This is a genomic window from Corynebacterium sphenisci DSM 44792 (assembly GCF_001941505.1).
In the GTDB taxonomy this organism is placed as follows: Bacteria; Actinomycetota; Actinomycetes; order Mycobacteriales; family Mycobacteriaceae; genus Corynebacterium; species Corynebacterium sphenisci.
The window spans coordinates 177,766-203,128 of record NZ_CP009248.1 but is presented as its reverse complement, the minus strand read 5'-3'; the positions used below and the strand labels follow the sequence as shown (position 1 = coordinate 203,128).

26 protein-coding genes and 1 pseudogene are annotated in these 25,363 nt (G+C 77.3%); 8 read left to right on the top strand and 19 right to left on the bottom strand.

Features of this window, described 5'->3' with window-relative positions; translation table 11 throughout:
- Positions 1-16 precede the first annotated feature (16 nt).
- On the top strand, positions 17-1,540 hold the full coding sequence (locus CSPHI_RS00900; RefSeq protein ID WP_075691080.1) for an adenylate/guanylate cyclase domain-containing protein: 1,524 nt from the start codon (positions 17-19) through the stop codon (positions 1,538-1,540).
- 41 nt (positions 1,541-1,581) lie between these two features.
- On the opposite strand, the gene topA is transcribed toward CSPHI_RS00900, so the two are convergent.
- The gene (gene topA, locus CSPHI_RS00895) at positions 1,582-4,554 is read right to left on the bottom strand and encodes a type I DNA topoisomerase (protein ID WP_075691079.1); all 2,973 of its coding nucleotides are present in this window, start codon (positions 4,552-4,554) and stop codon (positions 1,582-1,584) included.
- A gap of 456 nt (positions 4,555-5,010) precedes the next feature.
- Positions 5,011-5,214: a cold-shock protein gene (locus CSPHI_RS00890; RefSeq protein ID WP_075691078.1), complete on the bottom strand. Its 204-nt coding sequence runs from the start codon at positions 5,212-5,214 to the stop codon at positions 5,011-5,013.
- A 202-nt stretch (positions 5,215-5,416) separates the two neighbouring features.
- Here CSPHI_RS00890 and CSPHI_RS00885 point away from each other — a divergent pair, with 202 nt between their 5' ends.
- Positions 5,417-7,789 (top strand): Zn-binding domain-containing protein, encoded by a 2,373-nt coding sequence (locus CSPHI_RS00885; protein WP_075691077.1) that lies wholly within the window; start codon positions 5,417-5,419, stop codon positions 7,787-7,789.
- A gap of 11 nt (positions 7,790-7,800) precedes the next feature.
- Here CSPHI_RS00885 and CSPHI_RS11815 read toward each other — a convergent pair.
- The 7 genes and pseudogenes from CSPHI_RS11815 to ssd form a co-directional block, all read right to left on the bottom strand.
- A pseudogene (locus CSPHI_RS11815) lies at positions 7,801-8,115 on the bottom strand (Rv3654c family TadE-like protein); the annotation flags it as partial.
- The gene (locus tag CSPHI_RS00875; protein ID WP_075691075.1) at positions 8,112-8,465 is read right to left on the bottom strand and encodes a TadE family type IV pilus minor pilin; all 354 of its coding nucleotides are present in this window, start codon (positions 8,463-8,465) and stop codon (positions 8,112-8,114) included. The pseudogene CSPHI_RS11815 and the gene CSPHI_RS00875, both read right to left, overlap by 4 nt.
- Positions 8,462-8,728, bottom strand: coding sequence for a DUF4244 domain-containing protein (locus tag CSPHI_RS12750; protein ID WP_084210159.1), 267 nt, complete (start codon positions 8,726-8,728; stop codon positions 8,462-8,464). Before CSPHI_RS12750 ends, CSPHI_RS00875 begins: the two co-directional genes overlap by 4 nt.
- Before the next feature lie 78 nt (positions 8,729-8,806).
- A complete protein-coding gene (locus CSPHI_RS00865; protein WP_075691074.1) occupies positions 8,807-9,418 on the bottom strand; it encodes a type II secretion system F family protein in 612 nt (203 codons plus the stop codon).
- Entirely contained in the window at positions 9,415-10,185 is a 771-nt protein-coding gene (locus CSPHI_RS00860; protein ID WP_075693580.1) for a type II secretion system F family protein, read from the bottom strand. Before CSPHI_RS00860 ends, CSPHI_RS00865 begins: the two co-directional genes overlap by 4 nt.
- A complete protein-coding gene (locus CSPHI_RS00855) occupies positions 10,182-11,330 on the bottom strand; it encodes a TadA family conjugal transfer-associated ATPase (RefSeq protein WP_075691073.1) in 1,149 nt (382 codons plus the stop codon). The genes CSPHI_RS00860 and CSPHI_RS00855 overlap by 4 nt, the downstream gene beginning before the upstream one ends.
- Positions 11,327-12,430, bottom strand: coding sequence for a septum site-determining protein Ssd (ssd, locus tag CSPHI_RS00850; RefSeq protein WP_169840386.1), 1,104 nt, complete (start codon positions 12,428-12,430; stop codon positions 11,327-11,329). Before ssd ends, CSPHI_RS00855 begins: the two co-directional genes overlap by 4 nt.
- A gap of 314 nt (positions 12,431-12,744) precedes the next feature.
- Here ssd and CSPHI_RS12600 point away from each other — a divergent pair, with 314 nt between their 5' ends.
- Complete coding sequence (locus CSPHI_RS12600; protein WP_281248728.1) at positions 12,745-13,596, top strand: HAD family hydrolase; 852 nt, start codon at positions 12,745-12,747, stop codon at positions 13,594-13,596.
- Positions 13,597-13,603: 7 nt separating this feature from the next.
- On the opposite strand, the gene CSPHI_RS00840 is transcribed toward CSPHI_RS12600, so the two are convergent.
- Positions 13,604-14,374 carry a Fic family protein gene (locus CSPHI_RS00840; RefSeq protein WP_075691072.1) on the bottom strand — a complete coding sequence of 257 codons (771 nt, stop codon included), beginning with the start codon at positions 14,372-14,374 and terminating at the stop codon, positions 13,604-13,606.
- Positions 14,375-14,509: 135 nt separating this feature from the next.
- Between CSPHI_RS00840 and CSPHI_RS00835 the strand changes: the two genes are divergently transcribed.
- Positions 14,510-15,034 carry a phage holin family protein gene (locus CSPHI_RS00835; protein WP_075691071.1) on the top strand — a complete coding sequence of 175 codons (525 nt, stop codon included), beginning with the start codon at positions 14,510-14,512 and terminating at the stop codon, positions 15,032-15,034.
- A 4-nt stretch (positions 15,035-15,038) separates the two neighbouring features.
- Positions 15,039-16,043, top strand: coding sequence for an alpha/beta fold hydrolase (locus tag CSPHI_RS00830; protein ID WP_169840385.1), 1,005 nt, complete (start codon positions 15,039-15,041; stop codon positions 16,041-16,043).
- A gap of 6 nt (positions 16,044-16,049) precedes the next feature.
- Here CSPHI_RS00830 and CSPHI_RS00825 read toward each other — a convergent pair whose 3' ends face one another.
- The 5 genes from CSPHI_RS00825 to nth all read right to left on the bottom strand — a co-directional run bounded on the left by CSPHI_RS00825 (position 16,050) and on the right by nth (position 20,384).
- Positions 16,050-16,886, bottom strand: a complete 837-nt coding sequence (locus tag CSPHI_RS00825; RefSeq protein ID WP_075691070.1) for a class I SAM-dependent methyltransferase — start codon at positions 16,884-16,886, stop codon at positions 16,050-16,052.
- Positions 16,887-16,967: 81 nt separating this feature from the next.
- The gene (locus CSPHI_RS00820) at positions 16,968-18,161 is read right to left on the bottom strand and encodes a MarP family serine protease (RefSeq protein WP_075691069.1); all 1,194 of its coding nucleotides are present in this window, start codon (positions 18,159-18,161) and stop codon (positions 16,968-16,970) included.
- The gene (locus CSPHI_RS00815; RefSeq protein ID WP_075691068.1) at positions 18,158-18,859 is read right to left on the bottom strand and encodes an NUDIX hydrolase; all 702 of its coding nucleotides are present in this window, start codon (positions 18,857-18,859) and stop codon (positions 18,158-18,160) included. The genes CSPHI_RS00820 and CSPHI_RS00815 overlap by 4 nt, the downstream gene beginning before the upstream one ends.
- Positions 18,856-19,476 carry a TlpA family protein disulfide reductase gene (locus CSPHI_RS00810; RefSeq protein WP_075691067.1) on the bottom strand — a complete coding sequence of 207 codons (621 nt, stop codon included), beginning with the start codon at positions 19,474-19,476 and terminating at the stop codon, positions 18,856-18,858. Before CSPHI_RS00810 ends, CSPHI_RS00815 begins: the two co-directional genes overlap by 4 nt.
- Positions 19,473-20,384 (bottom strand): endonuclease III, encoded by a 912-nt coding sequence (gene nth, locus CSPHI_RS00805; protein ID WP_425429730.1) that lies wholly within the window; start codon positions 20,382-20,384, stop codon positions 19,473-19,475. Before nth ends, CSPHI_RS00810 begins: the two co-directional genes overlap by 4 nt.
- A 244-nt stretch (positions 20,385-20,628) precedes the next feature.
- On the opposite strand from nth, the gene glxR reads away from it, so the two are divergent.
- The gene (gene glxR / locus CSPHI_RS00800; RefSeq protein WP_075691066.1) at positions 20,629-21,312 is read left to right on the top strand and encodes a CRP-like cAMP-activated global transcriptional regulator GlxR; all 684 of its coding nucleotides are present in this window, start codon (positions 20,629-20,631) and stop codon (positions 21,310-21,312) included.
- A 40-nt stretch (positions 21,313-21,352) separates the two neighbouring features.
- On the opposite strand, the gene CSPHI_RS00795 is transcribed toward glxR, so the two are convergent.
- From CSPHI_RS00795 to sp36, 3 genes are all read right to left on the bottom strand, one after another.
- Positions 21,353-22,186: an MBL fold metallo-hydrolase gene (locus CSPHI_RS00795; RefSeq protein ID WP_075691065.1), complete on the bottom strand. Its 834-nt coding sequence runs from the start codon at positions 22,184-22,186 to the stop codon at positions 21,353-21,355.
- A gap of 98 nt (positions 22,187-22,284) precedes the next feature.
- Positions 22,285-22,746 (bottom strand): RidA family protein, encoded by a 462-nt coding sequence (locus CSPHI_RS00790; RefSeq protein ID WP_075691064.1) that lies wholly within the window; start codon positions 22,744-22,746, stop codon positions 22,285-22,287.
- Positions 22,747-22,749: 3 nt separating this feature from the next.
- Entirely contained in the window at positions 22,750-22,911 is a 162-nt protein-coding gene (gene sp36, locus CSPHI_RS11960) for a Sp36 family protein (protein WP_425429729.1), read from the bottom strand.
- Between the two features lie 67 nt (positions 22,912-22,978).
- Here sp36 and CSPHI_RS00785 point away from each other — a divergent pair, with 67 nt between their 5' ends.
- Both CSPHI_RS00785 and CSPHI_RS00780 read left to right on the top strand, forming a co-directional pair.
- Complete coding sequence (locus tag CSPHI_RS00785; RefSeq protein WP_075691063.1) at positions 22,979-23,929, top strand: ArsA-related P-loop ATPase; 951 nt, start codon at positions 22,979-22,981, stop codon at positions 23,927-23,929.
- Complete coding sequence (locus CSPHI_RS00780; protein ID WP_075691062.1) at positions 23,926-24,942, top strand: ArsA family ATPase; 1,017 nt, start codon at positions 23,926-23,928, stop codon at positions 24,940-24,942. Before CSPHI_RS00785 ends, CSPHI_RS00780 begins: the two co-directional genes overlap by 4 nt.
- A gap of 16 nt (positions 24,943-24,958) precedes the next feature.
- Here CSPHI_RS00780 and CSPHI_RS00775 read toward each other — a convergent pair whose 3' ends face one another.
- Positions 24,959-25,339: a WhiB family transcriptional regulator gene (locus tag CSPHI_RS00775; protein WP_075691061.1), complete on the bottom strand. Its 381-nt coding sequence runs from the start codon at positions 25,337-25,339 to the stop codon at positions 24,959-24,961.
- Between the last annotated feature and the right edge of the window lie 24 nt (positions 25,340-25,363).

Genomic DNA, 25,363 nt, shown 5'->3' with positions numbered 1-25,363 from the left:
GGATATGGTGGACGGCATGCGCAGACTGTGGAGATACCTCCTGTGGATCCGGCGGACGCCGTGGCCGGCGTACGCCGCCGGGATCTTCCTGTGCAACCTCGGCGGCGCCCTGGGCGTGGGCCTCTTCCTCACCCTGCTGCCCCTGGAGGGGCTCACCGGCTTCGTGGAGCTGCCCGCGCCGATCGTGGCGGGGCTCACCGGCTACATCATCGTCGCGGTGGTCGCCGGCATCGCCACCACCTACGTGCTCTTCCGGCGGGTGCTCATCTGGCAGCGGCACCGGGACCGGATCCGGCCGGCCTCGGTGCGCAGGCTGGTGCTGCGGATCCCCGTCTACCAGGCGATCCTGGGGGCGGTGATCTGGATGATCGGGGTGATCGCCTTCGGCGCGATCGCCACCGCCCAGGATCCCCGGCTCGGCGCGGTGGTGGCGATCACCTCCGGCCTGGGCGGGGCGATCGTGGCGTTGATGACCTACTTCATCGCCGAGCGGCTGGTGCGCCCGGTGGCCACCGAGGTGCTCACCCGGCAGATGCCGGAGGAGTCCCTGGAGCCGCCGGTGTCCCAGCGGCTGCTGCTGACCTGGCTGCTCACCTCCGGGGTGCCCGCGGTGGGCATCCTGCTGGTGCTCATCGCCCAGGACCGGGGCTTCTTCACCGACGACGGCGCGGACGTGATCCCGGCGATCACGGTGCTGGCCTCGGTGGCGGTGATCACCGGGGTGGTGGGCACCATGCTGATGTCGATGTCCATCGTGGACCCGATCCGGGACCTCACCGAGGCGGTGAACCGGGTGCGCCGCGGGGACACCGAGATCCGGGTGCCGATCTACGACGGCTCCGAGATGGGGGTGCTGCAGGCCGGGTTCAACGAGATGATGCGCGGGCTGCGGGAACGGCAGCGGGTGCGCGATCTCTTCGGCCGCTACGTCGGCGCGGAGGTGGCCCGCAAGGCCCTGGAGGAGAAGCCCACCCTCGGCGGGGAGGACCGCCTGGTGGCGGTGCTCTTCGTGGACGTGATCGGCTCCACGAAGTTCGCGGTGGACAATCCCCCGGAGACGGTGGTGCGCGAGCTCAACGCCTTCTTCGAGCATGTCGTGGACTGCGTGCACCGCAACCGCGGGATCATCAACAAGTTCCAGGGCGATGCCGCCCTCGCCGTCTTCGGCGCCCCGCTGCCGCTGGACGACGCCGCCGGGCACGCCCTCGCCGCGGCCCGGGAGCTGCGCCAGGAGCTGCGCGATCTGACCCTCTCCGCGGGAATCGGGGTCGCCGCCGGCCATGTCGTGGCCGGGCACATCGGCGCCCGGGACCGTTTCGAGTACACCGTGATCGGCGATGCGGTGAACCAGGCCGCCCGGCTGACCGAACTGGCCAAGGACACCCCGGGCGGGGTGCTGGCCACCGCGGCGACGGTGCGCCGCGCCCATGATGACGAGCAGGCCCGGTGGACCTCGCTGAAGTCGGTGGAGCTGCGCGGGCGCAAGCACATGACCCAGCTGGCCCGGCCGATCCGGCCCACCCTGGCCGACCGCAGCTGACCCGCCCCGCCCCGGGCGGGGACGGCCGGGTGCGGCGCGGCTCAGCCGCGGGGCCGGCGGCCCACGGTGCGCTTGGTCAGGGTCGGCGCCCCGGAGGAGCGGGTCGCCTTCTTCGCGGCCTTCTTCGCCGGCTTCTTCGCGGTCTTCTTGGCCGCCTTCTTCGCGGGCCGCTTCGCGGTCTTCTTCGCCGGGTTCGCCGCGTCCTTGGCCCGGCGCTCGGAGAGCAGCTCGCAGGCCCGGGCGTCGGTGATCGTCTCCGGGGTGTCGCCCTTGCGCAGGGAGGCGTTGGTCTCCCCGTCGGTGACGTAGGGGCCGAAGCGGCCGTCCTTGACCGACATCGGCCGGCCGGAGACGTCGTTGTCGCCGAGCTGCTTCAGCGGCGGCTTCGCCGCCGCCCGGCCCCGGCGCTTCGGCTCGGCGTAGATCCGCCGGGCCTCCTCCAGGGTGATCGTGAACAGCTGCTCCTCCTCCGCCAGGGAGCGCGAGTCGGTGCCCTTGCGCAGATAGGGGCCGTAGCGGCCGTTCTGCGCGGTGATCAGCTCCCCGTCGGCGGGGTCCACCCCGACCTCCCGGGGCAGGGAGAGCAGCCGCAGCGCGTCCTCCAGGGTCACCGTGTCCGGCTCCATGGAGGCGAACAGGGAGGCGGTCTTGGGCTTGAGGGTCTCCTCGATGATCTCGGCGGTGCGCTTCTCCTTCTGCTTCGCCGCGGTCTTCGTGGCCCAGTTCTTCGCCCGCTTGCCCTCCGCGGCCCGCTGCGCGTCCTCGGCGGCGCGCTCCTCGGCGATGATCGCCTCCGCCTTCGCCTCGACGCCCTCGCGCTCGGCCTCGGTGACCAGCTCGGTGACGTAGGGGCCGTAGCGGCCGTCCCGGGCCACCACCATCCGCCCGTTGGCGGGGTTGACGCCCAGCTCCCGGCCGCCCGGCGGCATCGCGAGCAGCTTCTCCGCGGTCTCCGGGGTCAGCTCGTCGGGGGTCAGCGACTCCGGCAGGTTCGCCCGCTGCACCAGGTCCGCGCCGTCCTCCCCGGCGCCGGGGCGCACCCGCTCCAGGTAGGGGCCGAAGCGGCCGACCCGCACCACCACCGGGTTGCCCTCGGCGTCGTCGAAGACGTGCAGCGAATTGACCCGGCGGGCGTCGATCGCCTCCAGGTTGACGTCGATGACGTTCTTCAGCCCGCCCCGGTCGGCGACGGTGTCCCCGCCGCCGCCGGCGTCCTCGGCGCCGAAGTAGAAGGCCTCCAGCCAGCGGGTGCGGTCCTCGTCGCCGGCGGCGATCTGGTCCAGCTCGTCCTCCATGGTGGAGGTGAAGTCGTAGTCCACCAGGTCCGCGAAGTTCTGCTCCAGCAGCCCGGTGACCGCGAAGGCCACCCAGGAGGGCACCAGGGCGTTGCCCCGCGGGTAGACGTAGCCGCGGTCCTGGATGGTCTTGATGATGGAGGCGTAGGTCGAGGGCCGGCCGATGCCCAGCTCCTCCATCTTCTTCACCAGGGAGGCCTCGGTGTAACGGGCCGGCGGGGTGGTCGCGTGCCCCTCGGCGGCGGCCTCCGCGGCGGTGAGCCCGTCGCCCTCGGCCAGCCGCGGCAGCCGGCGTTCCGCGTTGTCCGCGACGTTGCGCCCGTCGCCGGTCTCGCTGTCCTCCACGTAGGCCTTGAGGAAGCCGGGGAAGACGATGGTGCGCCCGGTGGCGGCGAACTCCACCGCGTTGCCGGCGGCCTCCCCGCCGACGGTGACCTTCATCGAGGTGCCGCGGGCGTCGGCCATCTGGGAGGCCACGGTGCGCCGCCAGATGAGCTCGTAGACCTTGAACTCCTCGGCGTCGAGCACCCCGGCGAGCTCCCCGGGGGTGGCGAAGCGCTCCCCGGCGGGCCGGATCGCCTCATGGGCCTCCTGGGAGTTCTTCACCTTGCGCTGGTACTGCCGGGGGGTGTCGTGCACGTACTCGGCGCCGTAGAGCTCCCGGGCCTGGGCGCGGGCGGCGTCGATCCCGGAGCGGGACAGGGTGGTGGAGTCGGTGCGCATGTAGGTGATGTGCCCGTTCTCGTAGAGCCGCTGGGCCACCCGCATGGTGCGCTCGGAGGTGTAGTGCAGCTTCCGCCCGGCCTCCTGCTGCAGGGTGGAGGTCATGAACGGCGGGTAGGGCCGCCGGGTGTAGGGCTTCTCCTCCACCTTGGCGACCTCGAAGGCGCCGCCGCGCACCGCCTCGGCCAGGGTGGTCGCCGCGGACTCGTCGAGCACCACCACGCCGGAGGGCTTCTTCAGCCGGCCCCGGTCGTCGAAGTCGCGGCCGGCGGCAACCCGGTCGCCGTTGACCGCGGAGATCCGGGCCTCGAAGCGGCGCGGTCCGCCGGCGGCGTCGCCGGCGCCGGCGTCGAAGACCGCGGTGATGTCGTGGTAGCCGGCGGGGATGAAGGCCATCCGCTCGCGTTCGCGCTCCACGATCACCCGGGTGGCCACGGACTGCACGCGGCCGGCGGACAGCCGCGGCATGACCTTCTTCCACAGCACCGGGGAGACCTCGTAGCCGTAGAGCCGGTCCAGGATCCGGCGGGCCTCCTGGGCGTCGACGAGGTTCTCGTCGAGCTCCCGGGTGTTCGCCGCGGCCTCCAGGATGGCGGGTTTGGTGATCTCGTGGAAGACCATCCGGCGCACCGGGACCTTCGGCTTGAGCACCTCCAGCAGATGCCAGGCGATCGCCTCGCCCTCCCGGTCCGGGTCGGTGGCCAGGTAGAGCTCGTCGACCTCCTTGAGCAGGCGCCTCAGCTCCGCGACCTTCTTCTTCTTGTCCGGGCTGACCACGTAGAGGGCGGAGAAGCCGTCGTCGACGTTGACGCCCAGCCGGGCCCACTTCTCGTTCTTGTACTTCGCCGGCACATCCGCCGCGCCCCGGGGCAGATCCCGGATATGGCCCACCGAGGCCTCGACGATGTAGTCGGGGCCCAGATAGGGCGCGATCTTGCGGGCCTTCGTCGCCGACTCCACGATCACGAGGCGTTTGCTGCCCTTGTTGTCTGCCACCTGGTATCTGCCCTACGACTTTCAAGGTCACGCGGTCCACGCCAGGCGGATCCGCCGATGGAACGCTCGCCATCTCCGCGCCGGCCGCCCCGGTGGTTGCCGGGGACTTCTCCGGCACCCGCCCCGCCGCCGGGCGGTGCCATCGGCGGCGGTGTCGGACGCCTACGTGGATACGGTACACATTCGCGCGCCCGCCACCGCAACACCGGCGCGGGGCAGGTGCACCCCGGGCACGGCAAAGGCCCCTCCTCCGGGCGGGAACCGCCGTCGGGGGTGGGGCCTCCCCGGTCGTCACCGGGGCTCTATCGTCGGCCGCCGGGGGCGGCCGGTGCTATTCAGGTACCGGGAGCGGCGCCGTGGGCGCCGGGCTCCTCCTATCGTCGCGGGGTCACGTCACCCGCGGGTCCGCCGATCTCAGGCGGACGGTCGTGCCATGGAGTTCGCGTCCGGTCGAGCCTAGAGCGGCTGGACGTTCAGGGCCTGCGGGCCCTTCTGGCCCTCGCCGACCTCGAACTCGACCTGCTGGTTCTCCTCGAGGGACTTGAAGCCGGAGCCCTGGATCTCGCTGTAGTGAACGAAGACGTCATTGCCGCCGTCGGACGGAGCGATGAAGCCGAAGCCCTTCTCCGAGTTGAACCACTTGACGGTGCCCTGTGCCATTAAAATACTGCTCCTTGATTGGAAAATGTAGAAACGCGGGCCACCGTCCCCGTATGGGCCGGCGGTGCGTTGAGGTAAGCATGCCACGCGGCGGGCCGTTTCGCGCGGCGGACTCCGGATCGCGGGGCGCCCGGCCGGCCCGATACCCTCGGGGCGGGCCGCGGCCGTGGGCGCCGGAGGGGCCCGGGAGGGAGGCCCGCCGATGACCGGATTCGGCCGCGAACTGCTCGCCGCGGCGGGCGCCGGAGCCGATCCGGCGCGGCTCACCCACGTCGCCGATCTGCCCGCCCGGCCGGGGCGCACCGCCGACTGGCCGGAGTGGGCGCCGGCGCCGCTGATCGCCGCGCTCGCCGCCCGGGGCATCGAAAAACCCTGGTCACATCAGTGCGCCACCGCGGAGGCGGCCCATGCCGGGCGGCATGTGGTGGTCGCCACCGGCACCGCCAGCGGCAAATCCCTCGGCTATCTGCTGCCGGTGCTCACCGCCCTGGCCGCCGAACCGCGGGCCTGCGCGCTGTACCTGTCGCCGACGAAGGCGCTCGGCGCGGATCAGCTCGCCGGCGCCCGGGGGCTGGCCGCCGCGGCCGCCCCGGATGCGGGGGTGGCCGCCTACGACGGGGATACCCCCGCCGAGGCCCGCCGGGTGGTGCGCGACGCGGCCCGGTGGGTGTTCACCAACCCGGACATGCTCCATCTGGGCATCCTCGGCCACCATGAGCGCTGGGCCCGGCTGCTGCGCGGGCTGCGCTTCGTCATCGTCGACGAATGCCACGCCTACCGGGGCGTGTTCGGGGCGAATGTGGCGCTCACCCTGCGCCGGCTGCTCCGCCTGGCCCGGGCGCTGGGCGCGGATCCGGTGGTGGTGGCGGCCTCGGCGACCTCCGCCGACCCCGGCGGGCACCTGGCGGCGCTCATCGGGGAGCCCGCGGAGGCGGTCACCGCCGACGGCGCCCCGGCCGGGGAGCGCACCATCGCGCTGTGGGAGCCGGCGGTGGTCGACGCCGCCGGCGGGGAGCACGGCGCCCCGGTGCGCCGCGGCGCCGGGGCCGAGGCCGCGGAGCTGATGGCCCGGCTGGTCGCCGAGGGGGCGCGCACCCTGACCTTCGCCCGCTCCCGGCACGGCGCCGAGTCCATTGCGCTGGCCGTGCGCGAGCGTCTCGCCGAGGCCGGGCGGCCGGATCTCGCCGGGCGGGTGGAGGCCTATCGGGCCGGCTACCTCGCCGAGGAGCGCCGCGGCATCGAGGCCCGGCTGGACTCCGGGGAGCTGGTCGGGGTGGCCGCCACCAACGCCCTGGAGCTGGGCATCGACGTCGGCGGCCTGGACGCGGTGGTGCAGGCCGGCTTCCCCGGCACCGTGGCCAGCTTCCGGCAGCAGGCGGGCCGGGCCGGCCGACGCGGCCAGGGCTGCCTGGTGGTGCTCATCGCCCGCGATGATCCGATGGACTCCTATCTGGTGCACCATCCGGAGGCGCTGCTGGGGCGGCCGGTGGAGCGCACCGTGTTCGACCCCGCCAACCCGCACGTGCTGCGCGGGCACCTCTACTGCGCCGCCGCGGAGCGGCCGCTGACCGGGGAGGAGCTGGCGGCCTGGGGCGCGGCGGAGGTGGCCGCGGCGATGGTCGCCGAGGGCTCGCTGCGCCGCCGCGGCGGCCGCTGGTTCCCGGTGGACCGACCCACCCGGGAGGGCGGCCCGGAGCTGGCCGGGGCGCATGCCCGGGTGTGGCTGCGCGGCGGGGGCGAGGCGGAGGTGGCGATCGTCGACGCCACCGACGGCCGGCTGCTCGGCACCGTCGACGCCGCCCGGGCGAAGACCCAGGTGCACCGGGGCGCGGTGCACCTGCACCGGGGGGAGAGCTTCGTCGTCGACGAGCTGGACCTGGACTCCGGGCTGGCCCTGGTGCACCCGGAGCGGCCCGCCTGGTCCACCTTCGCCCGCTCCGACACCGCGCTGCGGGTGCTCGGCACCGTCGAGGCTGTGGATCTGCCCGGCGGGGCGGGGGCGCGGCTGTGCGAGGTGGAGGTGGAGCGCCGGGTCACCTCCTACCTGCGCCGGCTGCCCGGCGGGGAGGTGCTGGACACGGTGCCCCTGGACTATCCCCCGGAGGTGCTCACCACCCGGGCGGTGGCCTGGACCCTGCGGGAGGCCACCCTGACCCGCTGGGGGGTGGACCGGGAGCGGCTGCCCGGGGCGCTGCACGCCGCGGAGCATGCCGCGATCGGGATGCTGCCGCTGGTGGCGACCTGCGACCGGTGGGACATCGGCGGGGTGTCCACCGCCCTGCACCTGGACACCGGGCTGCCCACCGTGTTCGTCTACGACGGGCACGCCGGCGGGGCCGGGTTCGCCGAACGCGGCTACCGGGCGCTGGGCCGTTGGCTGGCCGCCACCCGGGATCAGGTCGCCGGCTGCCCCTGCGAGACCGGCTGCCCGGCGTGCATCCAGTCCCCGAAATGCGGCAACGGCAATGAGCCGCTGGACAAGGCCGGGGCGCTGCGGGTGCTCGACGGCCTGGCCGGGGCGGCCGCGGCCGCGGGCTTCGGCCTCGAGGACGGGGCGGCGGACCCGGCCGGCTGAGCCGCCGGCCCGGCGCGGGCGGACCCGGCGCGCCCGGCGACGGCGGCGGATGCGGCCACGTCCTCGCCGATCCGGCGGCAGCCGGTGAGCCGGGCCCGGTTGGCCCGGGCGATCCGCGCCGCGACGGCGCAGGGATCGGCCTCCCCGGCCTGCGCCGCCGCGGCGGCGGCCACCGCCGCCAGTTCCGCGGCGACCTGGGCGCGGCGCCGGTCCACCAGGGCGCCGCCCGCCCCGAGCAGGGTCAGCGCCAGGGCGCACACCGCGGCGATGAGCAGCGCGGCGCCCACCGTGGTGGAGCCGGCCTGCCCGGGCGGGGCGGGCCTCATCCGGGCAGCCCGAGGGCCGTCTCGTCGAGGGCCACGGCCTCGGCGGTGACGTCGAGCAGCGGCAGCTGCACGGTGACCCGGGCGGTGACCAGCCCGCCGGCGCGGGTGGTCTCCGCCCGGGCCCGCCGGTCCAGCCGGCCGGGCAGCTCCGCGGCGAGCTCCTCCTGGCCGCGGGCGGCGGCCCGGGCGACCTGGCCGGCGAGATCGGCGGCCGCCAGCTGCGCGGCCACCGCCCCGGCCCCGCCGAGGGCCACCGGCAGCACCGCGCACAGCGCGGCGATGCCGAAGGCGGTCTCCACGGTGGCCTGCCCGGACTGGTCGCCGAGCGGCCCGGCCGGCCGGCGGCTCATCGGGTGCTCAGCGCCCGCTCGATGATGCCGGTGAGCGCCTGGGTGATCTCCCCGCCGGTGACCACCGTGTAGAGCAGCGCCCCGAAGGCCGCCGCCGCGACGGTCCCGATGGCGTATTCCACGGTGGACATGCCCCGCTCATCGGCGAGCACGGCGCGCAGCCGGGCCGCCGGGCGCGCCGCCGGCGGCGGTGGCGGTGGCGGTGGCGGCGCCGCGCCGGGGCGGCGGGCGGGCGTGGACGGGGTGGCGAATGCCGCGGTCATGATGGTGTCCCTTCTCCTTGATGGGTCGGTGCGGTCGGTGTCGCTGCGCCGGCGCCGGCGGCGCCCGGGGGCGGGGGCTCATGGCGCGCCGCCGAGCAGCGGGGCGGCCAGCCCGGCCACCACCGGGATGAGCCCGAGGGCGATGAAGGCGGGCAGGAAGCACAGGGCCAGGGGCCCGGCGATGAGCACCCCGGCGCGTTCCGCGGCGGCCTCGGCCCGGTCCGCGGCCCGGCCCCGGTGCCGGGCGGCGAGCTCCTCCAGGCCGGCGGCGAGGGCCCCGCCGGAGTCCGCGGAGCGCCGGGCCAGGGCGGCGACCCCGGCGTAGTCGCCGGCCTCGGCCAGCGCCGCCCAGGGGTCCTCGGCGCCGAGGGCCAGCCGGGCGGCGGCCGTGGCCAGCGGCCGGTCCCCGGTGGCGGCGGCGACCGCGGCCGCCGCGGTGGCCGGGGGCAGCCCGGCGCGCAGGCAGGCGGCGAGCAGCTCCAGGGTGCGGGCCGCGCCGAGCAGCCGGGCCCCGTCCGGGGCGGGTTCCCCGGCCAGGCCGCGCACCCGGGCCGCCCACCGCCCGGCGCGGGCGGCGATCCCCGGCGGCGGCCCCGGGCGGGGCCGGGCCAGCCCCGGCAGCCGCCCCGGGTGGGCCGGCCGGGCGGCCAGGGCCGCGGCGGCGGCGAGCAGCAGCAGCGCGATGGTCATCGCGGCTCCCGGGCGCCGTCGAGGATCCGCCCCGACCAGACCACCCCGGCGCAGCCGAGGCCCACCCCGGTAAGCAGCACCGCGGAGCCCCAGCCGGCGGTGAGGAAGCCCACCGGGTCCGCGCCGAGTCCGGCGCCCATGGCCAGCCCGGCCGCCGGCAGCGCCGCCAGGATCGCGATCGTGGTGCGCGGCCCGGCCAGGGCGGCGGCCACCCGGGAGCGGTGCGCGGCCCGGCCGGCGGCGTCGGCGCGCACCCCCTCGGCGATCTCCGCCAGGGGCAGCCCGTGGGCCTCGGCGAGCGCCCAGGCCGCGGCGAGGCCGCGCAGCCCCGGGAGCCCGGCGGCTGCCAGTTCGGCGGCCGCGGAGCCGCCGAGCCGGGCCCGGGCCGCGGCGCGGGCCACCGCCGCCCCCACCGGCCCGGGGATCCCCTCCGCGGCGGCGGCCAGGGCGGCCGGGGCGGGGGCGCCGGCGCGCAGGCCCGCGGCCAGCGCCTCGGCCACCGCGGCGAGGTCGGCGAGCTCGGCCTCCCGGCGCCGGCGGCGCCGGATCCCGCGGAGCACGTGCACCGCGGTGGCCGCGATGAGCATCGCCGCCAGCGCCACCGGGGCGCCCGCGGCGAGGGTGGCCGCCGCGGCCGGCGGCGCCCACCAGCCCGCCGGGGGCCGGCGCCGGGCCGGGGCGGTGCCGAGCCGGGCCACCGGCCGGGGCGCGGGCCAGGCCAGGGCGGCCCCGGCGAGCAGCAGCAGACCGGGGGCGGGGCCGTTCACGGCAGCTCCGCCCAGGCCGGGCCGGGGCCGGCGCCGGCGGTCCACGCCGGGCGCACCCGCAGTCCGCCGGCGGACCGCTCGGGCAGCCCGATGGCGGCGAGCTCCCGGCGGCCGCCGCGCCGCCGCACCGCCAGGATCACCCGCACCGCCGCGGCGACCTGGGCCTCCAGGGCCGCCCGGTCCAGGCCGCCGAGCGCGCCCAGGGCGGCCAGCCGGGCCGGGGCCTCGGCGATGCCGTTGGCGTGCAGGGTGCCCGCGCCGCCCTCGTGCCCGGTGTTCAGGGCGGCGAGCAGATCCACCACCTCCGCGCCCCGGACCTCGCCGACGACCACCCGGTCCGGGCGCATCCGCAGCGCCTGCCGGAGCAGTTCGGCGCGGTCGATGGCCCCGGCGCCCTCCACGTTCGCCGCCCGGGTGAGCAGGTGCACCACATGGGGGTGCGCCGGGGCGAGCTCCGGGGTGTCCTCGATGCACAGGATCCGCTCCGCCGGGTCCGCCTCGGCGAGCAGCGCCGCCAGCAGGGTGGTCTTGCCCGCGCCGGTGCCGCCGACGATGAGCAGGGAGGCCCGGGCGGCGACCAGCCGGCGCAGCGCGGCGACCGCCTCCGGGGGCGCGAACCCGGCCGCGGCGAGCTCGGCCAGGCCCCGCCGGGCCCGGTGCAGCACCCGCAGGCTGAGCTGGGTGGCCCCGGCCGCCGGCGGGGAGAGCGCCGCGTGCACCCGCACCCCGGCGCCGCCGATCCCGCCGGGCAGGTGCGCGTCCGCGAAGGGCCGGGCGTCGTCCAGGCGGCGGCCGCAGGCCCCGGCCAGGCGCACCGCCAGGGCGCGCACCTCCGCATCGGAGGCGAAGGACACCCCGGCCGGCTCCATCCCGGCGCCCCGGTCCAGCCACACCCGGTCCGGGGCGGTGACCACCACGTCGGTGACCCCGGGCAGCCGCAGCAGCGGGTCCAGCGGCCCCGCCCCGGCGAGCTCCCCGCGCAGCCGGCGCAGCAGGCGCAGCAGCGCCGCGTCCCCGATCACCCCGCCGGTCTCCGCGCGCACCGCCGCGGCGAGATCCGCGGTGGCGGTCGCCGCGGCCGGATCATCGGCCAGCCGGCGGCGCACCCGGGCCAGCAGCTCCGCCTCCCCCGCCGGCGCGCTCACCGGGCGCCCCCGCGGCGGGCGGCGGGCCGGTCCACCGCGGCGAGCACCGGCTCCACCGCGTCGACCAGCCGGACCAGGCTGCGGTCCAGCCCGACGGCCTCGATTTCCGCGGCCAGGCCCCGGATCCGGGGCAGCCGGGCGAGCACCGGCAGCCCGGTGGCGTACTCCACGTCCGCGGCGGCCACCCCGCCGGGGGCAGGCCCGCACAGCACCGCCGCCGGGTCCGCGCCGAGGCCGCGCAGCCGGCGGGCCTGCCGGGCGGCGGCCGCGACCCCGCGCACCGTGGGCGGCACCGCCACGACCACCAGATCCGCCCGGGCGGCGGCGACCTCCACCACCGCCCCGGTGCGGGGCAGGTCCACCACCGCGGCCCCGCCGTCGGCGAGCAGCGCGTCCACCACCGCGGCCAGCGCCGCCGGGGCCACCGCCCAGTCCGCCCCGTCCCGGCTGCGCGGGCCGGTGAGCACCGCCGGGCCGCCGGTGGACCAGTCGTGCCCGGGCAGCGCGGCGAGCAGCGGGGCGGCCTCCATCCGGCCCTCCCCGGCGCGCAGCTCCGGCCAGCGCAGCCCGGGCAGGTGCTCCACCCCGAGCAGCAGGTCCGCGCCCCCGGAGAGCTCGTCGGCGTCGATCAGCGCGGTGGGCGCCGATTCCGCGCAGTGCAGGGCGCAGGCCGCGGCGAGCACGCTGGCCCCGGCCCCGCCGACCGCGCCGATGCACGCCAGGGCGACCCCGGCGCCGGCGGCCGGGGCCCCGGGCCGGCCGAGCCGGCGGACCAGCTCCGCGCCCTCGGCGGGCAGCGCCAGCGCGTCCTCGGCGCCGGCGGCCAGGGCGGCGCGCAGATCCGGCTCCGCGCCGTCGGCGTGCACCAGGAACACCCGCTCCCGGCGGATCCCGGGCCCGCGGTCGGCGACCCCGGCGGCGGCGCCGGCGTCGAGCAGGATCGCCGCGGCCCGGCGCCACGCCGCCCCGGCCGGATCCGGCTCCGGTTCGGCGAGCGCGGCGTAGCCGCCGGCGGCGGCGACCGCGGCGGCCTCCTGGGCCAGGTCCGGGTCGGCGACGGCGATGAGGATCTCCTGCGCGGCGGGGTCTGCGGGGCTCATGGCCGCCGATGGTGGCCCGCCGCCGCGCCGGCCGCGCGCACCGCACCCGCGCGGGGCCGCCGGGTGTGGACCGGCCGCGGAGTGTGGACGCGGCCGGGGTGCGCGCATAGCGACGCCCCGCGCTGGGGGGGGATTAGCGCGGGGCGTCTGTAACCCGGCCTCGGGGGGGTGTGCCGGGGGCGGCCGCACGGTATATCGGGGCCAGCCACACACAGTATGGCACAGCGGCCCGGCGCTGCCAAGCCCGAACCCGGTTTTTCCGCGCACCCCGCGGCAGCCGTCATGATCGGCCCCGGCTGACTAGGATCGGAGGGGTGGAAGCGCAGGATCGGGCCGGCCCGCCCGCCGCGGCCGGGGACGCCGCGGCCGGGGCCGGCGCGCCCGCCCGGCGGCCCCGGGTGGCGGCCTTCTTCGACCTGGACAAGACCATCATCGCGCGCAGCTCCGCCTACGCCTTCGGCCGGCCCTTCATGGAGTCCGGGATGCTCACCACCGGCGGGGTGGTGCAGATGGCCCTGGCCCAGGCGATGTACCTGTCCACCGGCCATGACGCCGATCAGCTGGAGTCCGCCCGGGATCAGCTCGCCGCGATGGTCACCGGCTGGCGGGCCGCCGACGTGCGCCGGATCGCCGGGGAGTCCCTGCACCGGGTGATCTCCCCCTACGTCTACGCCGAGGCGGTGGACCTGATCCGGCACCACCGCACCCTGGGCCATGACGTGGTGGTGATCTCCGCCTCCGCCCGGGAGATCGTGGAGCCCATCGTCGCCGCCATCGGGGTGGTCGACCCGGCCGACGTGATCGCCACCGATCTGGAGGTCGTCGACGGGGTGTACACCGGCGGGGTGACCTTCTTCTGCCGGGGCGCGAACAAGTCGGGGGCGCTGCGCGGGCTCGCCGAGCGCCGCGGCTACGACCTGGACCGCTGCTGGGCCTACTCGGATTCGGCCACCGATGAGCCGATGCTGGCGGCGGTGGGCCATCCGGTGGCGGTGAACCCGGACCGGGCGCTGCGCCGGATCGCCGCGGACCGGGGCTGGCCGGTGCGGGTGTTCCGCAACCCGGTGCCGCTCTTCGGCGGCCGGCGCCGGGCCGGGGTGGCCGGGGCCGCCGCGGCGGCGGCCCTGCTGGCCGGGTCGGTGGCGCTGCTGCGCCGGCGCGGCTGAGGCCGGTTCACACCGCCTCGGCGATGGACCGGGCCTCCGCGGCCCCGGCGGCCAGGCCCTCCAGGTGCAGCAGCAGGAAGGCGCGCACCCCCTCCGGGGAGCCCCCGGCGAATCCGCGGGCGGCCTCGGCGTAGGCGCGGCGGCGCTTCGACCAGCGCGACTCCGGCACCCCCAGCCCCCGCGGGTCCACCCCGCCGGCGACCGTGGCCAGCCGGGAGGCCGCCCGGGCGATGATCCCGTTGTCCGCGGCGAAGGGCCGCAGCGCGAGCAGTTCCCCGTGCACCACCCCGGAGAGCACCGCCGGCGGGACCGCGCTGCCGCCGGCGACGAGTTCGCCGAGCAGGTGCAGCCGGCGCTCCTTCATCGCGGCGGACAGCCGCCCGTCGCCCACCGGCCGGCCGGCGTCGCGGTCCCCGCCGGAGTCGCCCCCGGCGAGCACCGCGAACCGGGCGAGCACCTGCAGCGGGGCCCGCCGCCAGGTGCGGGCGGTCTCCCCGATCGCCTCCGGGGACAGCGGGTCGGCCACCCGCAGCGCCGCGGCGAGCAGCGGGTCGGAGACGATCCCGTCGGCCGGGATGGCCGGGTCCGCCCCGGCCAGCCAGGCCGAGGCCCGCGCCCCGCGCAGCACCGCCTCGGCCCCGGTGATCGACCATTTGCGCAGGTTCACCTTGTGCCGGTGCACCGCGGCGAGGGCGTCGGCGGCCTCCGCGGCGGCCTCGGCGACGCCGTCGAGGTCCATCAGCGGGCCGAGCGGATCGGGGCGGGCGGCGGGGTCCATGGGGCCCCACGATAGGCGCCCGGCCCGGTCCATTTCACCCCGATCCCGCCGGTGCCCGTGGCGGCGGGGCCGGTGGCGGGTATCATCGCATGGAGTCAACGGCACGCCCGCCAACGAAAACCCAGGAGGACGCACGTGAGCAGCGACGAGAACAAGGGTCTATTCACCGACGGCGACAGCGAGCTGTCGCCGCGGGTGAGCGCCATCCCGCTGTCGGACGTGGACACCCACGCCCGGGGCACCGCCGGGATCGGCACCCTGGTGCAGGACGCCAGCCAGCAGATCTCCTCCCTGGTGCGCTCCGAGATGGAGCTGGCCAAGGCGGAGCTGGCCCAGGAGGCGAAGAAGGGCGCGATGGGCGGCGGGTTCTTCGCCGTCGCCGGGGTCATCGCCCTGTACTCCACCTTCTTCCTCTTCCTCTTCCTCTCCGCCCTCATCGCGGAGTGGCTGCCCCTGTGGGCCGGGTTCCTGATCACCTTCGTGCTGATGCTGGTCATCGCCGGGGTGTTCGCGCTGCTGGGCCTGAAGAAGGTCAAGAAGGTGGGCGCGCCGAAGAAGACCATCGCCAGCGTGCAGGATCTCAAGCAGGTCATCCCGGGCAAGGACGGCTCCGCCAAGGGCGTCGCCCACCGCGACGACGAGCCGGGCCTCTACACCTAGCCCGGTGCACCCCGGCACCGCGGGTCACCGCCCCGCCCCGCGGGTGGAGGAGCTGCTGGCCGCCGGCCCCTGGACGCACCGGCAGGTGCACACCCGGGGCCAGCGCCTGCACGTCGCCGACTGCGGGGATCCCGCCGATCCGCTGATCCTCCTGTTGCACGGCGCCACCGGCGGCTGGTTCGACTGGCGGGCCCAGCTGCCCGCCCTCGCCGCCGCCGGCCATCATGCGGTCGCCGCCTCGCTGCGCGGCTGGGGCACCTCCGACCGCACCCCCTCCGGCTACCGCGCCGACGTCGCCGCCGATGACATGGCCGGGCTGATCCGGGCCCTCGGCCACGACCGGGCCCTGGTCATCGGGCATGGCCTGGGCGGGGTGCTCGCCTGGACCATGGCCGCCCGGCATCCCGGGCTGCTGCGCGGGGTGGCCGTCCTCGCCGCCCCGCACCCGCTGCTCTGGTCCGGCACCCGGCTGCTCGCCGCGGCCCCCCGGCACCGCTTCGCCCGCCGGGCGCTGCACCTGGCCCGGATCCTGGCGCTGCCCGGCCCCCGGCCCCGCGGCGCGGCGGCGGATCCGGCGGCGGCGGCGCTGGCCCTGGCCGGGCCCGCCTTCCGCTCCTCCCCCGGGTTCGCCGAGGCGCTCCGGCTGCACCGGGCCAGTCTGGCGCTGGGCGCCCGCCGCCCCGCCGCCCGGCACATCGCCTGGCTGGTGGGCCTGCGCGCCGGGGGCCGGCGGGCCTGGGTGCACCGGCTGCAGGAGGCCGGGCACGTGGCCCGCTCCATCGGCGGGGTGCCCCCGATCCGGATCCTCGGCGGGGCGGTGGACCCGGTGGCCCCGCCGGCGCTGCTCCGCGCCGCGGCCCGGCTGGCGGTCTCCGCCGATGACGGCGGTGTCGTGCGGGAACCGGCGATCCTCGCCGGGGTGGGCCATTTCCCGCAGCTGGAGGCCCCCGCGGAGGTCACCGCGGAGCTGCTCGCCTTCGCCGCGGAATGCGGCCGCCGGCCCCGCTAGCGGGGCTCAGCCGGCCTCGCCGCGGAAGATGATGAGCCCGGTGCGGGTATGCCGGCGCACCGGGATGAGCTCCCCATGCCGGCTGCGCAGCGGCTCCAGCACCTCGCGCAGGCCGGTCCCGGCCCGGCGGGCGGCCTCCTCGAAGCGGCCCGCGTAGCGGGCCAGCAGGTCCTCGAAGGCGTAGCCGCGCTCCACGATGGTCTCCGGCTCCTCCACCACGCAGCCCACCCCGCGGGCGGCGAGGTGGCGCACCACGTCGGAGACGAAGGCGGGGTCGTTGTGCGGGTCCGGGTGGTCGGCGAGGCCCAGCACGTCGCGGATGTGCCCGGCGACGTCATCGCCGTCGCGGGTGATCTGGTTGACCGCGACCAGGCCCCGGGAGGCGGCGGCGAGCTTGTCCAGGGCGGCGGGCTCGCGCAGCGCCGGCACCATGGAGGCGAAGACCAGGTCGAAGGCGCCCGCCCAGCCCAGCCCGGCGAGGTCCGCGGCGGCCCAGTCCGCCCGCACCAGGTCCACGTTGGCCAGGCCGCGGGCGGCGGCGCGCTCCGCGGCGGCGGCGAGCATCCCCGGGGAGACGTCGGTGAGGGTGACGTGCTCCGCGGCCGCCGCCATGGCCAGCCCGTAGCGGCCCGCCCCGGCGCCGACGTCGAGCACCCGGGCCCCGGCGAGATCGGCGTGCCGGGCCACCCGGGAGAGCACGCAGCCGACGAGCACCCCGTCATCGGCGTCCTGGGAGCGGGCGAAGCCCTCGGCGCGGGCGTCCCAGTACCCGGCGGCGGCCGCCCCGCGGGGCCCCGGATCGATGCCCCCGAAGGTGCCGGCGCGCTGTCCCGCCTCGGCCATGGCCTCCGCCCTCCTTCGCCTCCCCCGGTGCGTGGGCCGCGCCGGGGCGGGGTTCAGCCTAGTCTCCCCCGCCGGGGCGGTTCAGTGCGCCACGCACTCCATGGTGTCCACCGGGTCGACCGCGCCGCCGGCGGCGCCGAGGTGGGCGGTGGCCTCGGCGGCGGTGAGCGCGTAGCCGCGTTCGGCGACCCCGATCCCGGCGCCGAAGATCACGCCGAGCACGGTGCCGTCCGGGGCGAGCAGCGGCCCGCCGGAGTTGCCCTGGCGCACATCGGCGCGCAGCACGTAGGCCTCCCGCTCGATCCGGCCGGCGGAGTAGATGTCCGGGCCGCGGATCCGCAGCCGGTCCTCCACCCGGGCCGGGGTGGCGGTGAAGGGCCCGGATTCGGGGAAGCCGAGCACCACCGCGTCCGCGCCCGGCCCCACCGGCTCCGCGGCCCAGCGCAGCGCGGGCAGCGGCAGGTCCGTCGAGCGCAGCACCGCGACGTCCTCCTCCGGGTCGAAGTGCACCACCGCCGCGTCGTAGGTGCCGGCGACGGTGTCCAGGCGCACCGTGTCCACCCCGGCGACGACATGGGCGTTGGTGACCACCAGCCCGGGGGCGGCGACGAAACCGGTGCCCTGCAGCAGCCGGCTGCACTGGGGGGCCTCGCCGAGCACCCGCACCACCGAATGCCGCACCAGGTCCACCACCGCCGGGTCCACCGCCGCCGGGTCCGCGGGCCCGGCGGAGGCCGGCTCCGGGTCCTGGAAGGGCACCACCGCCGGGCGCATCCCGGCCACGTCGAGGCGGCGCACCAGCAGCGCGGGCACCTCGGTGAGCCGGGCCGGGGCGACCTCGTCGACGGCGCCGAGCACCCGGGAGCCGCGGATCGCGTCGCCCACCGCCCCGGGCACCGTGGCGGCCATCGGGATGGCGATCATCCAGGCCACCAGCAGGGCGGTGACCGCCTGCAGCACGGCGCCGAAGCCGGAGTCCAGGCCCACCGCCACCGGGGAGCGGATCGCGTTGCGCGCGGATTGGCCGGCCACGGAGCCCACCGCGTTGCCGAGCACCACCATGAGCACGATGAGGGCCAGGCCCACGGTGAGCTTGAGCGCCTGGCGTTCGGCGAGATCCATCGCCTCCGGGGCGAGGGCGAAGCCGACCACCCCGCCGGCGACCACGCCGACGATGGACAGCGCGGAGGCCACCGCCCCCTGCCGCCAGCCCACCGCCATCGCGGCGAGGGCGATGAGCCCCAGGGCGAGATCGAGCAACAGCGCGGGGCTCATCGCAGCCGGCCCCCCAGGCCGAAGGACTCCCGGTTGGCGGAGGCCGCCAGGGTGCGGCGCAGATCGTGCACCGGGCCATCATCCCACGGACGGGCCCAGCCGGCGTGGTCGAGCAGATGCGCGAGCACCCCGGCGGTGAAGCCCCACACCACGTAGTCGCCGACCCGGAAGGCCGGCCCGGACCAGCCGGCGAAGCCGACCCGCAGCCGGTTGGCGGGCTCGACCAGCTCGTCCACGGCGACGGTGAGCACCTCGTCGGTCTCCGCGGGGTCCACCGCGCGCAGCGGGCCGGGGACGCGCCAGTAGGCCAGCACCGGGCGCACCGCGAAACCGGTGCGCCGGATCCCGATCCGGTCGAGCACCCGCAGCGGGTCCACCCCGGAGGGGTCCAGCCCGGTCTCCTCGGCGGCCTCGCGCAGCGCGGTGTGCACCGGGCCCTCGTCGCCGGGGTCGGCCTTGCCGCCGGGGAAGGCCATCTGCCCGGCGTGCCGGCGCAGCCGCGGGGAGCGGTGGGTGAGCACCACGGAGGCGTCCGCGGGCCGGGTGGCCGCGTCCGGGTCCCCGCCGAGGAGCACCAGCACCGCCGATTCCCGGGGGTTGGCGATGCGCCCGGGCAGGGTGGAGGAGTCCCGGCGCAGCTGCGCCGGGTCCCCGCCGGGGGCGTCGATGAGCGGCGCCAGCCAGCGCGGGGCGCTCATCCCAGGGCCCCCGCCACCGCGGCCGCCAGTTCGCCGGGGTCGGCGAAGACCCGGGGCAGCACCGCGCGCACCGCGCCGTCGGCGTCGAGCACCACGGTCACCGGCTGCACCCGGGGCAGGCCGAGCGCGGGCCCGGCCACGTCGGCGCCGTCGTGGTAGGAGGGCAGCGCGATCCCGGCGTCGCGGAGCAGGGCGGCGCCGCGGGCGGCGGAGACCGCCTGGTGCACCCCGACCACGGTCACCTCCGGATGCGCCCGGGCGTAGGCGTCGAACACCGGCAGCTCCTCCCGGCAGGGCGCGCAGGAGGGGGACCAGAAGTTCAGCACCGCGGGCGCCCCGGCCAGGGCCGCGCCGAGGTCGATCCCGCCCTGGTCGGCGCCCAGGCAGGGCAGCCGCACCCCGGCCAGGGCCGCCCCCGCCGGGGCGGCGGCGCCGGGGTCCGGGGCGGGGCAGTCCGGGCGTTCGGCCACCGGCTGCGCCGGCGGCGGGGCCGACTGCTCGGCCGGGGGCACCACGGTGCGGCCCACGGCGAACCAGATCAGCGCGATGGTGCCGAGCACCGCCACCGCGGCGGCGGCGATGAGCCAGCCCCGGCCGGGGCCCCGGTCGGCGCTCATGGGGCCCCCTCCCCGGCGGCCGGGTGCCCCGGCCCATCCGGCTCCTCGCCGAGGCCGGCCATGGCCAGCAGATGCGCCCGGTCGGCGGATTTCACCAGTGTCGCGGCGACCTCCGGGTCCTCCGGGCCGGCGAGCCCGAAGGCGGGGCAGTCCCCGGCGAGGAAGCAGGCCCCGCAGGCCGCGCGGCGGGAATGGCACACCCGGCGGCCGTGGAAGATCAGCCGGTGCGAGAACCAGGTCCATTCGGGGCGCTCGATGATGTCCATCAGCTCCCGCTCCACCCGCACCGGGTCCTCCTGCTCGGTCAGGCCCAGCCGGCGCACCAGCCGGCCGAAGTGGGTGTCCACGGTCAGCCCGGGCACCCCGAAGGCGTTGCCGAGCACCACGTTCGCGGTCTTGCGGCCCACCCCGGGCAGGGCCACCAGGTCCTCCAGCCGGCCGGGCACCTCCCCCCCGTGGTCCTCGACCACCCCGCGGGCGAAGCCGAGCAGGTTGTTCGCCTTGGCCCGGTAGAACCCGGTGGAGCGGATCACCTGCTCCAGTTCGGCGCGCTCCGCCCCGGCGAGGGCGGCGGCATCGGGCCAGCGGCGGAACAGCTCCGGGGTGACCATGTTCACCCGGGCGTCGGTGCACTGGGCGGAGAGGATGGTGGCCACCGCCAGCTCGAAGGGATCCCGGAAGTCCAGTTCGCAGTGCGCGTCCGGGTAGGCCGCGGCGAGGGTGCGGTTGATCCGCCGGGCCCGGCGCACCATGCCCAGCCGGGTCTCCCGGCCGTGCAGGGCCGGGTGCGCGCCCGGCCGGCGGCGGCGCCGCGGGGTGAGCGAGCCGGCCGGCGGCGCCGGCGGCGCCGGCGGCGCCGCCGCGGCGGTCGGCTGGCCGGGGTCGGCCGGGGAGGAGGGCATGGCCATATCGTAGCGCCCCGCCGGGACGGCGCACCGCCGCCGCGGGCCGGGGCCCGGCGGGCCCGGAAAGTGACGCAAATAACGCGCCGAGGGGGTGGGTTCTGTAGCATTGCAAGGGTGACGTACGCCGGGTCCCCCGGTTGGCGAACACCGTGAGCCGCTAAGGTCGTGGCCGGGTCCCGCCACCGACGGGGCCCGACGAATGCGGTTCCACCGAGGCACCCGCAGAGGCAGAATTGGAGCAGGACCAGTGGACGATGTACAGGAGATTCTCTCTCGCGCAGGCGTGTTCCAGGGGATCGACCCGGACGCGGTGAGCAATCTGCTCGGCGAGTTGGAGACGGTCCGCTTCCCCCGCGGCACCACCATCTTCAACGAGGGCGAGCCCGGCGACCGCCTCTACATCATCATCGACGGCAAGGTGAAGCTGGCCCGGCACTCCGCCGACGGCCGGGAGAACCTGCTCACCATCATGGGCCCCTCGGACATGTTCGGCGAGCTGTCCATCTTCGATCCCGGCCCGCGCACCTCCTCGGCGGTGTGCGTCACCGAGGTCAACGCCGCCTCCATGAACTCGGATCTGCTCAACCGGTGGGTGGACGCGCACCCGGGCATCTCCTCCCAGCTGCTGCGGATGCTCGCCCGCCGGCTGCGCCGCACCAACAACTCCCTGGCGGACCTGATCTTCACCGATGTGCCGGGCCGGGTGGCCAAGGCGCTGCTCGGGCTGGCGAACCGCTTCGGCCAGCAGGAGGGCGGCAATCTGCGGGTCACCCACGATCTCACCCAGGAGGAGATCGCCCAGCTGGTGGGCGCCTCCCGGGAGACGGTGAACAAGGCCCTGGCCGAGTTCGCGCACCGCGGCTGGATCCGGATCGAGGGCAAGTCGGTGCTCATCACCGACGCCGAGCGCCTGGCCAAGCGCGCCCGCTAGGCCCCCGCCCCCGCCGGGGCCGGCCCCGGGCCGCCCCGGCTCAGCCGGCCTCGGGGATCTCCCCGTGCTCGCGCAGGTAGCGCAACGCCACCCGGGTGGACTGCTCCGCGGCATGCCGCAGCGCCGGGTCCACGTCGGTGTAGATCTCGTCGACGATCCGGTTCACCGAGGCGTCCGGGCCGAGGGTGGCCAGGGCCTCGCGCACCTGGGTCAGCCGCTGCTCCCGGCGCTCGATGTACTTGCGGGTCATCACCGTGATGTCCGGCAGGTCCTCGCCGTGGCCGGGCAGCAGCCGCACCCCCCGGCCGCGCTCGTCGAGCAGCCGCAGGGTGGCCATGTACTTGCCCAGGTCCCCGTCGGTCTCCGAGATCATGGTGGTGTGCCGGCCGGCGATGGTGTCGCCGGTCAGGATCCCCTCCACGTCCTCATCCCCGCCGTCGCCGGTGTGCACGAAGAAGCACACCGAGTCCGCGGTGTGCCCGGGGGTGGCCACCACCTCCACCTGCGGGGTGACCCCGTCGACGATGACCCGCTCGCCATCGGCCAGCGGCTCCGCGCCGAGGGTGCAGTAGGTCTTGTCGAAGGCGCGCACCGGGGCGCCGGTGATCTGCCGGAACCGGTGCGCCCCGTCGGCGTGGTCGCCATGCCGGTGGGTGAGCAGGATCACCGCCACCTCCCCGGCGTTGCGGTGCAGCACGTTGAGGTGGCCCTCGTCCTCCGGGCCGGGGTCGACGACGATGCTGCGGGAATCGCCCTCGGCCCGGATGATGTAGGAATTGGTGCCCTCCAGCGAGCTGTAGCTCGGGTTGGCGCACAGGACGACGCCCACCGACGGGCTGATGGGACGCAACTGGCTGTAGGCGGGATGCTCCATGCGGCCCATCCTACGTCCCCGCACCCGAACCGGGCCCCGGCCACCCGGGCCGCCGCCCGCCCCGCGCGCCCATCCGGGGGTGGGGCCGCCGGGGCGGCTCAGTCCCGCAGCCGGACCACCAGCTCGATCTCCACCGGGGAGTTCAGCGGCAGCTCGGCGACGCCCACCGCGGAGCGGGCGTGCGCCCCGGCCTCGCCGAAGATCTCGCCGAGCAGCTCGGAGGCGCCGTTGACCACGCCCGGCTGGGCGTGGAAGCCCGGCGCGGAGGCGACGAAGCCGGTGACCCGCACCACCCGGGCGATCCGGTCCAGGCCCGCGGCGGCGTCGACGGCGGCCAGGGCGTTGAGGGTGGCGGTGCGCGCCAGGGCGTAGGCCTCGGCGGGGTCGACCTCGGCGCCGACGTGGCCGACGGCGGGCAGCGCCCCGTCCACGAAGGGCAGCTGCCCGGAGGTGTGCACCAGGCCGCCGTCGACGATGGCCGGCACGTAGGCGGCGACCGGGGCGGCGACGGCGGGCAGCTCGATGCCCAGTTCGGCGAGGCGGGCGGTCCAGGTGGCCATGGGCTAGTCCTCCAGGGGGCGCTTGAGGTAGGCGACGTGCTGCTCCCCGGTGGGCCCGGGCAGCACGGAGACGAGCTCCCAGCCGTCGACGCCCCAGCTGTCGAGGATCTGCTTGGTCGCGTGCGTGAGCAGCGGCACGGTCGAGTACTCCCATTTGGTGGTCATGGGCACACGATAACGCCCCGCGGCGGATCCCGTCCGGCGTGGCCGCGGGGCGGCTACGGTGGGTGCCGTGGAGGATGAGGGCGAGGCGGCCGCGGGGACGGTCCTGCACGTGGTCACCGGCAAGGGCGGGGCCGGCAAATCCACCGTCGCCGCCGCCCTGGCCCTGGGCCTGGCCGCCGGCGGCCGCCGGGTGCTCCTGGTCGACGTGGAGGCCCGGCACTCCGCCGCGGCCCCGCTGGGCCTGGCCCGGCTGCCGGAGTCCCCGGCGCGGATCGCCCGCGCCGCCGGCGGCGGGGAGGTGCACGGCTGCGCCACCCCCGCCGAGGCCGCCCTGGCCGACTACCTCGCGGTAAACGCCCCGCGGGCCGCCGCGGCGGCCGCCCGCCGGCTGGGGGTCGCCGAATTCGCCGCCTCCATCGCCCCCGGCCTGGCCGATGTGCTGCTCTCCGGGATGCTCGTGGAGCACGCCCGCGGCGGCGGCTACCACGCGGTGGTCGCCGACGCCCCGCCCACCGGCCGGGTGGCCCGCTTCCTCGACGTCACCGCCACCCTGTCCCGGATCGCCGCCGCCGGCCCGGTGCACCGGCAGGCCGCGGGCACCGCCGGCTACCTGCGCTCCCCGGCGACCCGGGTGCACCTGGTGGCCCTGGCCGAGCCGCTGCCGGTGGCGGAGTCCCTGGAGGCGCTGGCCGAGCTGCGCGCCGCCGGGCTGACCCCGGGCATGGTGGCGCTGAACCGGATGCTGCCGGCGGATCTGGTCGCCGCCGCGGCGGCCGCGGACGGCGGCGGGCCGGACCTCATCGCGGCCGCGGCCGACGCCCTCGGCGCCCCGGCGGCGGAGGCGCTGGCCGGCGAGCTCGCCGACGTCGCCGCGCGGGCCGCGGTGCAGCGGGCCGGCCGGGCGGAGCTGGCCGCGGGCTTCGCCGGGGAGATCGTGGAGCTGCCCGCCCTGGCCGGCGGGGTGCGCGTGGCCGGGCTCTACGAGCTGGCCGGGCCCCTGGCGGAGGCCGCCCGATGAGCGCCCGGGTGCTGGTCCTCGCCGGGGCCGGCGGGGTGGGCAAGACCACCGTCGCCGCGGCCGCCGCGGTGGGCCTGGCCGATGCCGGGGCGCGCACCGCGGTGCTCACCGTGGACCCGGCCCGCCGGCTCGCCCAGGCGCTGGGGGTGGCCGGGCTGGGCGGCCGGCCCGCCCCGGTGCCGGCGGTGCCCGGGCTGGACGCGGCGATGCTGGACCAGGACGAGCGCTTCCGGGAGCTGCTCGCCCGCTCCGGGTCCGCGGAGCTGGCCGGCAACCCGGTGGCGCTGGCGGTGGCCCGCGGCTTCGGCGGGCTGCAGGAGTACCTGGCGATGGATCTGCTCGGCGAACTGCACGCCGCCGGCGGCTATGACGCGATCGTGGTGGACACCCCGCCGGCGGGCTCCGCCCTGGACTTCCTGGATTCGGCGGACCGGATGGCCCGGCTCACCGGGCATCCGCTGATGCGGCTGCTCACCGGCTCCTCCGCGGTGCTCGGCGCCGGGGTGGGGCTGCTCGGCCGGGTGGTGGGCGGGCGCACCCTGGCCGAGGCCGCGGACTTCGCCCGGGCGGTGTCCCCGGTCACCGAGGAGGTGCTGGACCGCTCCCGGGCGATGCGGGCGGTCCTCGCCGAACGCGGGGAGGTGGCCCTGGTGGCCGCCCCCGCCGCGGAGCCGCTGCGCAGCGCCGCCCGGATGGCCGCCGCCCTGGCCGAGCAGGGCCTGCCGCCGCGGGCGCTGGTGGTCAACCGCACCCACCCGGTGCCCGCGGCGCTGGCCGGGGTGCGCCCGCCGGAGCGGCTCACCGGGGCGGACCCGGTCGCGTGGGCGGGGCTGCGGGAGGTGCATGCGGCGCGGGTGGCGCTGGCCGCGGCGGAGGCCCGGCAGGTGGCGCGGGCGCGGCGCCGGCTGCCCGGGCCGGAGCTGCTGGAGCTGGCCTCGGTGCGCGGCGGGGTGGCCGGCGCCGCGGAGCTGCGGCTGCTCGCCGGCCGGCTGGCCCCGCTGCTCGCCGGCTGAGCGGCGGGAGGGGGCCTCAGCCGGCGCGGCCGGCGCGCCGGCGCGGGGCCGCGGGGCGGGCCTGCTGGGCGTGCTGCGCGGCGTAGAAGTCCGCCCAGCTGGTGATCTCGGGGTGCTCGCGCAGCAGGGCGCGGCGCTGCCGTTCGGTCATCCCGCCCCACACCCCGAACTCCACCCGGTTGTCCAGGGCGTCCGCCCGGCACTGCAGCACCACCGGGCAGTGCCGGCAGATCACCGCGGCCTGCCGCTGCGCGGCGCCGCGCACGAAGAGCTCATCGGGGTCGATGTCCCGGCATTTGGCGTGGGTGATCCACTCCTGGCGGTCCCGGAAGCTCTCCGGCCCGAGCTCGCGAGCCGTCCCCGACGCGACGGTGTCCGGGGAGAGGGTGGCGGTCATGGACGTTCCTCCTGTGGAGCCGTG

Bases quoted from the DNA above. Each gene is read 5' to 3' on its own strand.
- CSPHI_RS00900 (WP_075691080.1), top strand. From the start codon at position 17: ATGCGCAGACTGTGGAGATACCTCCTGTGGATCCGGCGGACGCCGTGG.
- CSPHI_RS00890 (WP_075691078.1), bottom strand. From the start codon at position 5,214: ATGGCACAGGGCACCGTCAAGTGGTTCAACTCGGAGAAGGGCTTCGGC.
- CSPHI_RS00885 (WP_075691077.1), top strand. From the start codon at position 5,417: ATGACCGGATTCGGCCGCGAACTGCTCGCCGCGGCGGGCGCCGGAGCC.
- CSPHI_RS00875 (WP_075691075.1), bottom strand. From the start codon at position 8,465: ATGAGCCGCCGGCCGGCCGGGCCGCTCGGCGACCAGTCCGGGCAGGCC.
- CSPHI_RS12750 (WP_084210159.1), bottom strand. From the start codon at position 8,728: ATGACCGCGGCATTCGCCACCCCGTCCACGCCCGCCCGCCGCCCCGGC.
- CSPHI_RS00865 (WP_075691074.1), bottom strand. From the start codon at position 9,418: ATGACCATCGCGCTGCTGCTGCTCGCCGCCGCCGCGGCCCTGGCCGCC.
- ssd (WP_169840386.1), bottom strand. From the start codon at position 12,430: ATGAGCCCCGCAGACCCCGCCGCGCAGGAGATCCTCATCGCCGTCGCC.
- CSPHI_RS00840 (WP_075691072.1), bottom strand. From the start codon at position 14,374: ATGGACCCCGCCGCCCGCCCCGATCCGCTCGGCCCGCTGATGGACCTC.
- CSPHI_RS00825 (WP_075691070.1), bottom strand. From the start codon at position 16,886: ATGGCCGAGGCGGGACAGCGCGCCGGCACCTTCGGGGGCATCGATCCG.
- CSPHI_RS00820 (WP_075691069.1), bottom strand. From the start codon at position 18,161: ATGAGCCCCGCGCTGTTGCTCGATCTCGCCCTGGGGCTCATCGCCCTC.
- CSPHI_RS00815 (WP_075691068.1), bottom strand. From the start codon at position 18,859: ATGAGCGCCCCGCGCTGGCTGGCGCCGCTCATCGACGCCCCCGGCGGG.
- CSPHI_RS00810 (WP_075691067.1), bottom strand. From the start codon at position 19,476: ATGAGCGCCGACCGGGGCCCCGGCCGGGGCTGGCTCATCGCCGCCGCC.
- nth (WP_425429730.1), bottom strand. From the start codon at position 20,384: ATGGCCATGCCCTCCTCCCCGGCCGACCCCGGCCAGCCGACCGCCGCG.
- CSPHI_RS00795 (WP_075691065.1), bottom strand. From the start codon at position 22,186: ATGGAGCATCCCGCCTACAGCCAGTTGCGTCCCATCAGCCCGTCGGTG.
- CSPHI_RS00790 (WP_075691064.1), bottom strand. From the start codon at position 22,746: ATGGCCACCTGGACCGCCCGCCTCGCCGAACTGGGCATCGAGCTGCCC.
- sp36 (WP_425429729.1), bottom strand. From the start codon at position 22,911: ATGACCACCAAATGGGAGTACTCGACCGTGCCGCTGCTCACGCACGCG.
- CSPHI_RS00780 (WP_075691062.1), top strand. From the start codon at position 23,926: ATGAGCGCCCGGGTGCTGGTCCTCGCCGGGGCCGGCGGGGTGGGCAAG.
- CSPHI_RS00775 (WP_075691061.1), bottom strand. From the start codon at position 25,339: ATGACCGCCACCCTCTCCCCGGACACCGTCGCGTCGGGGACGGCTCGC.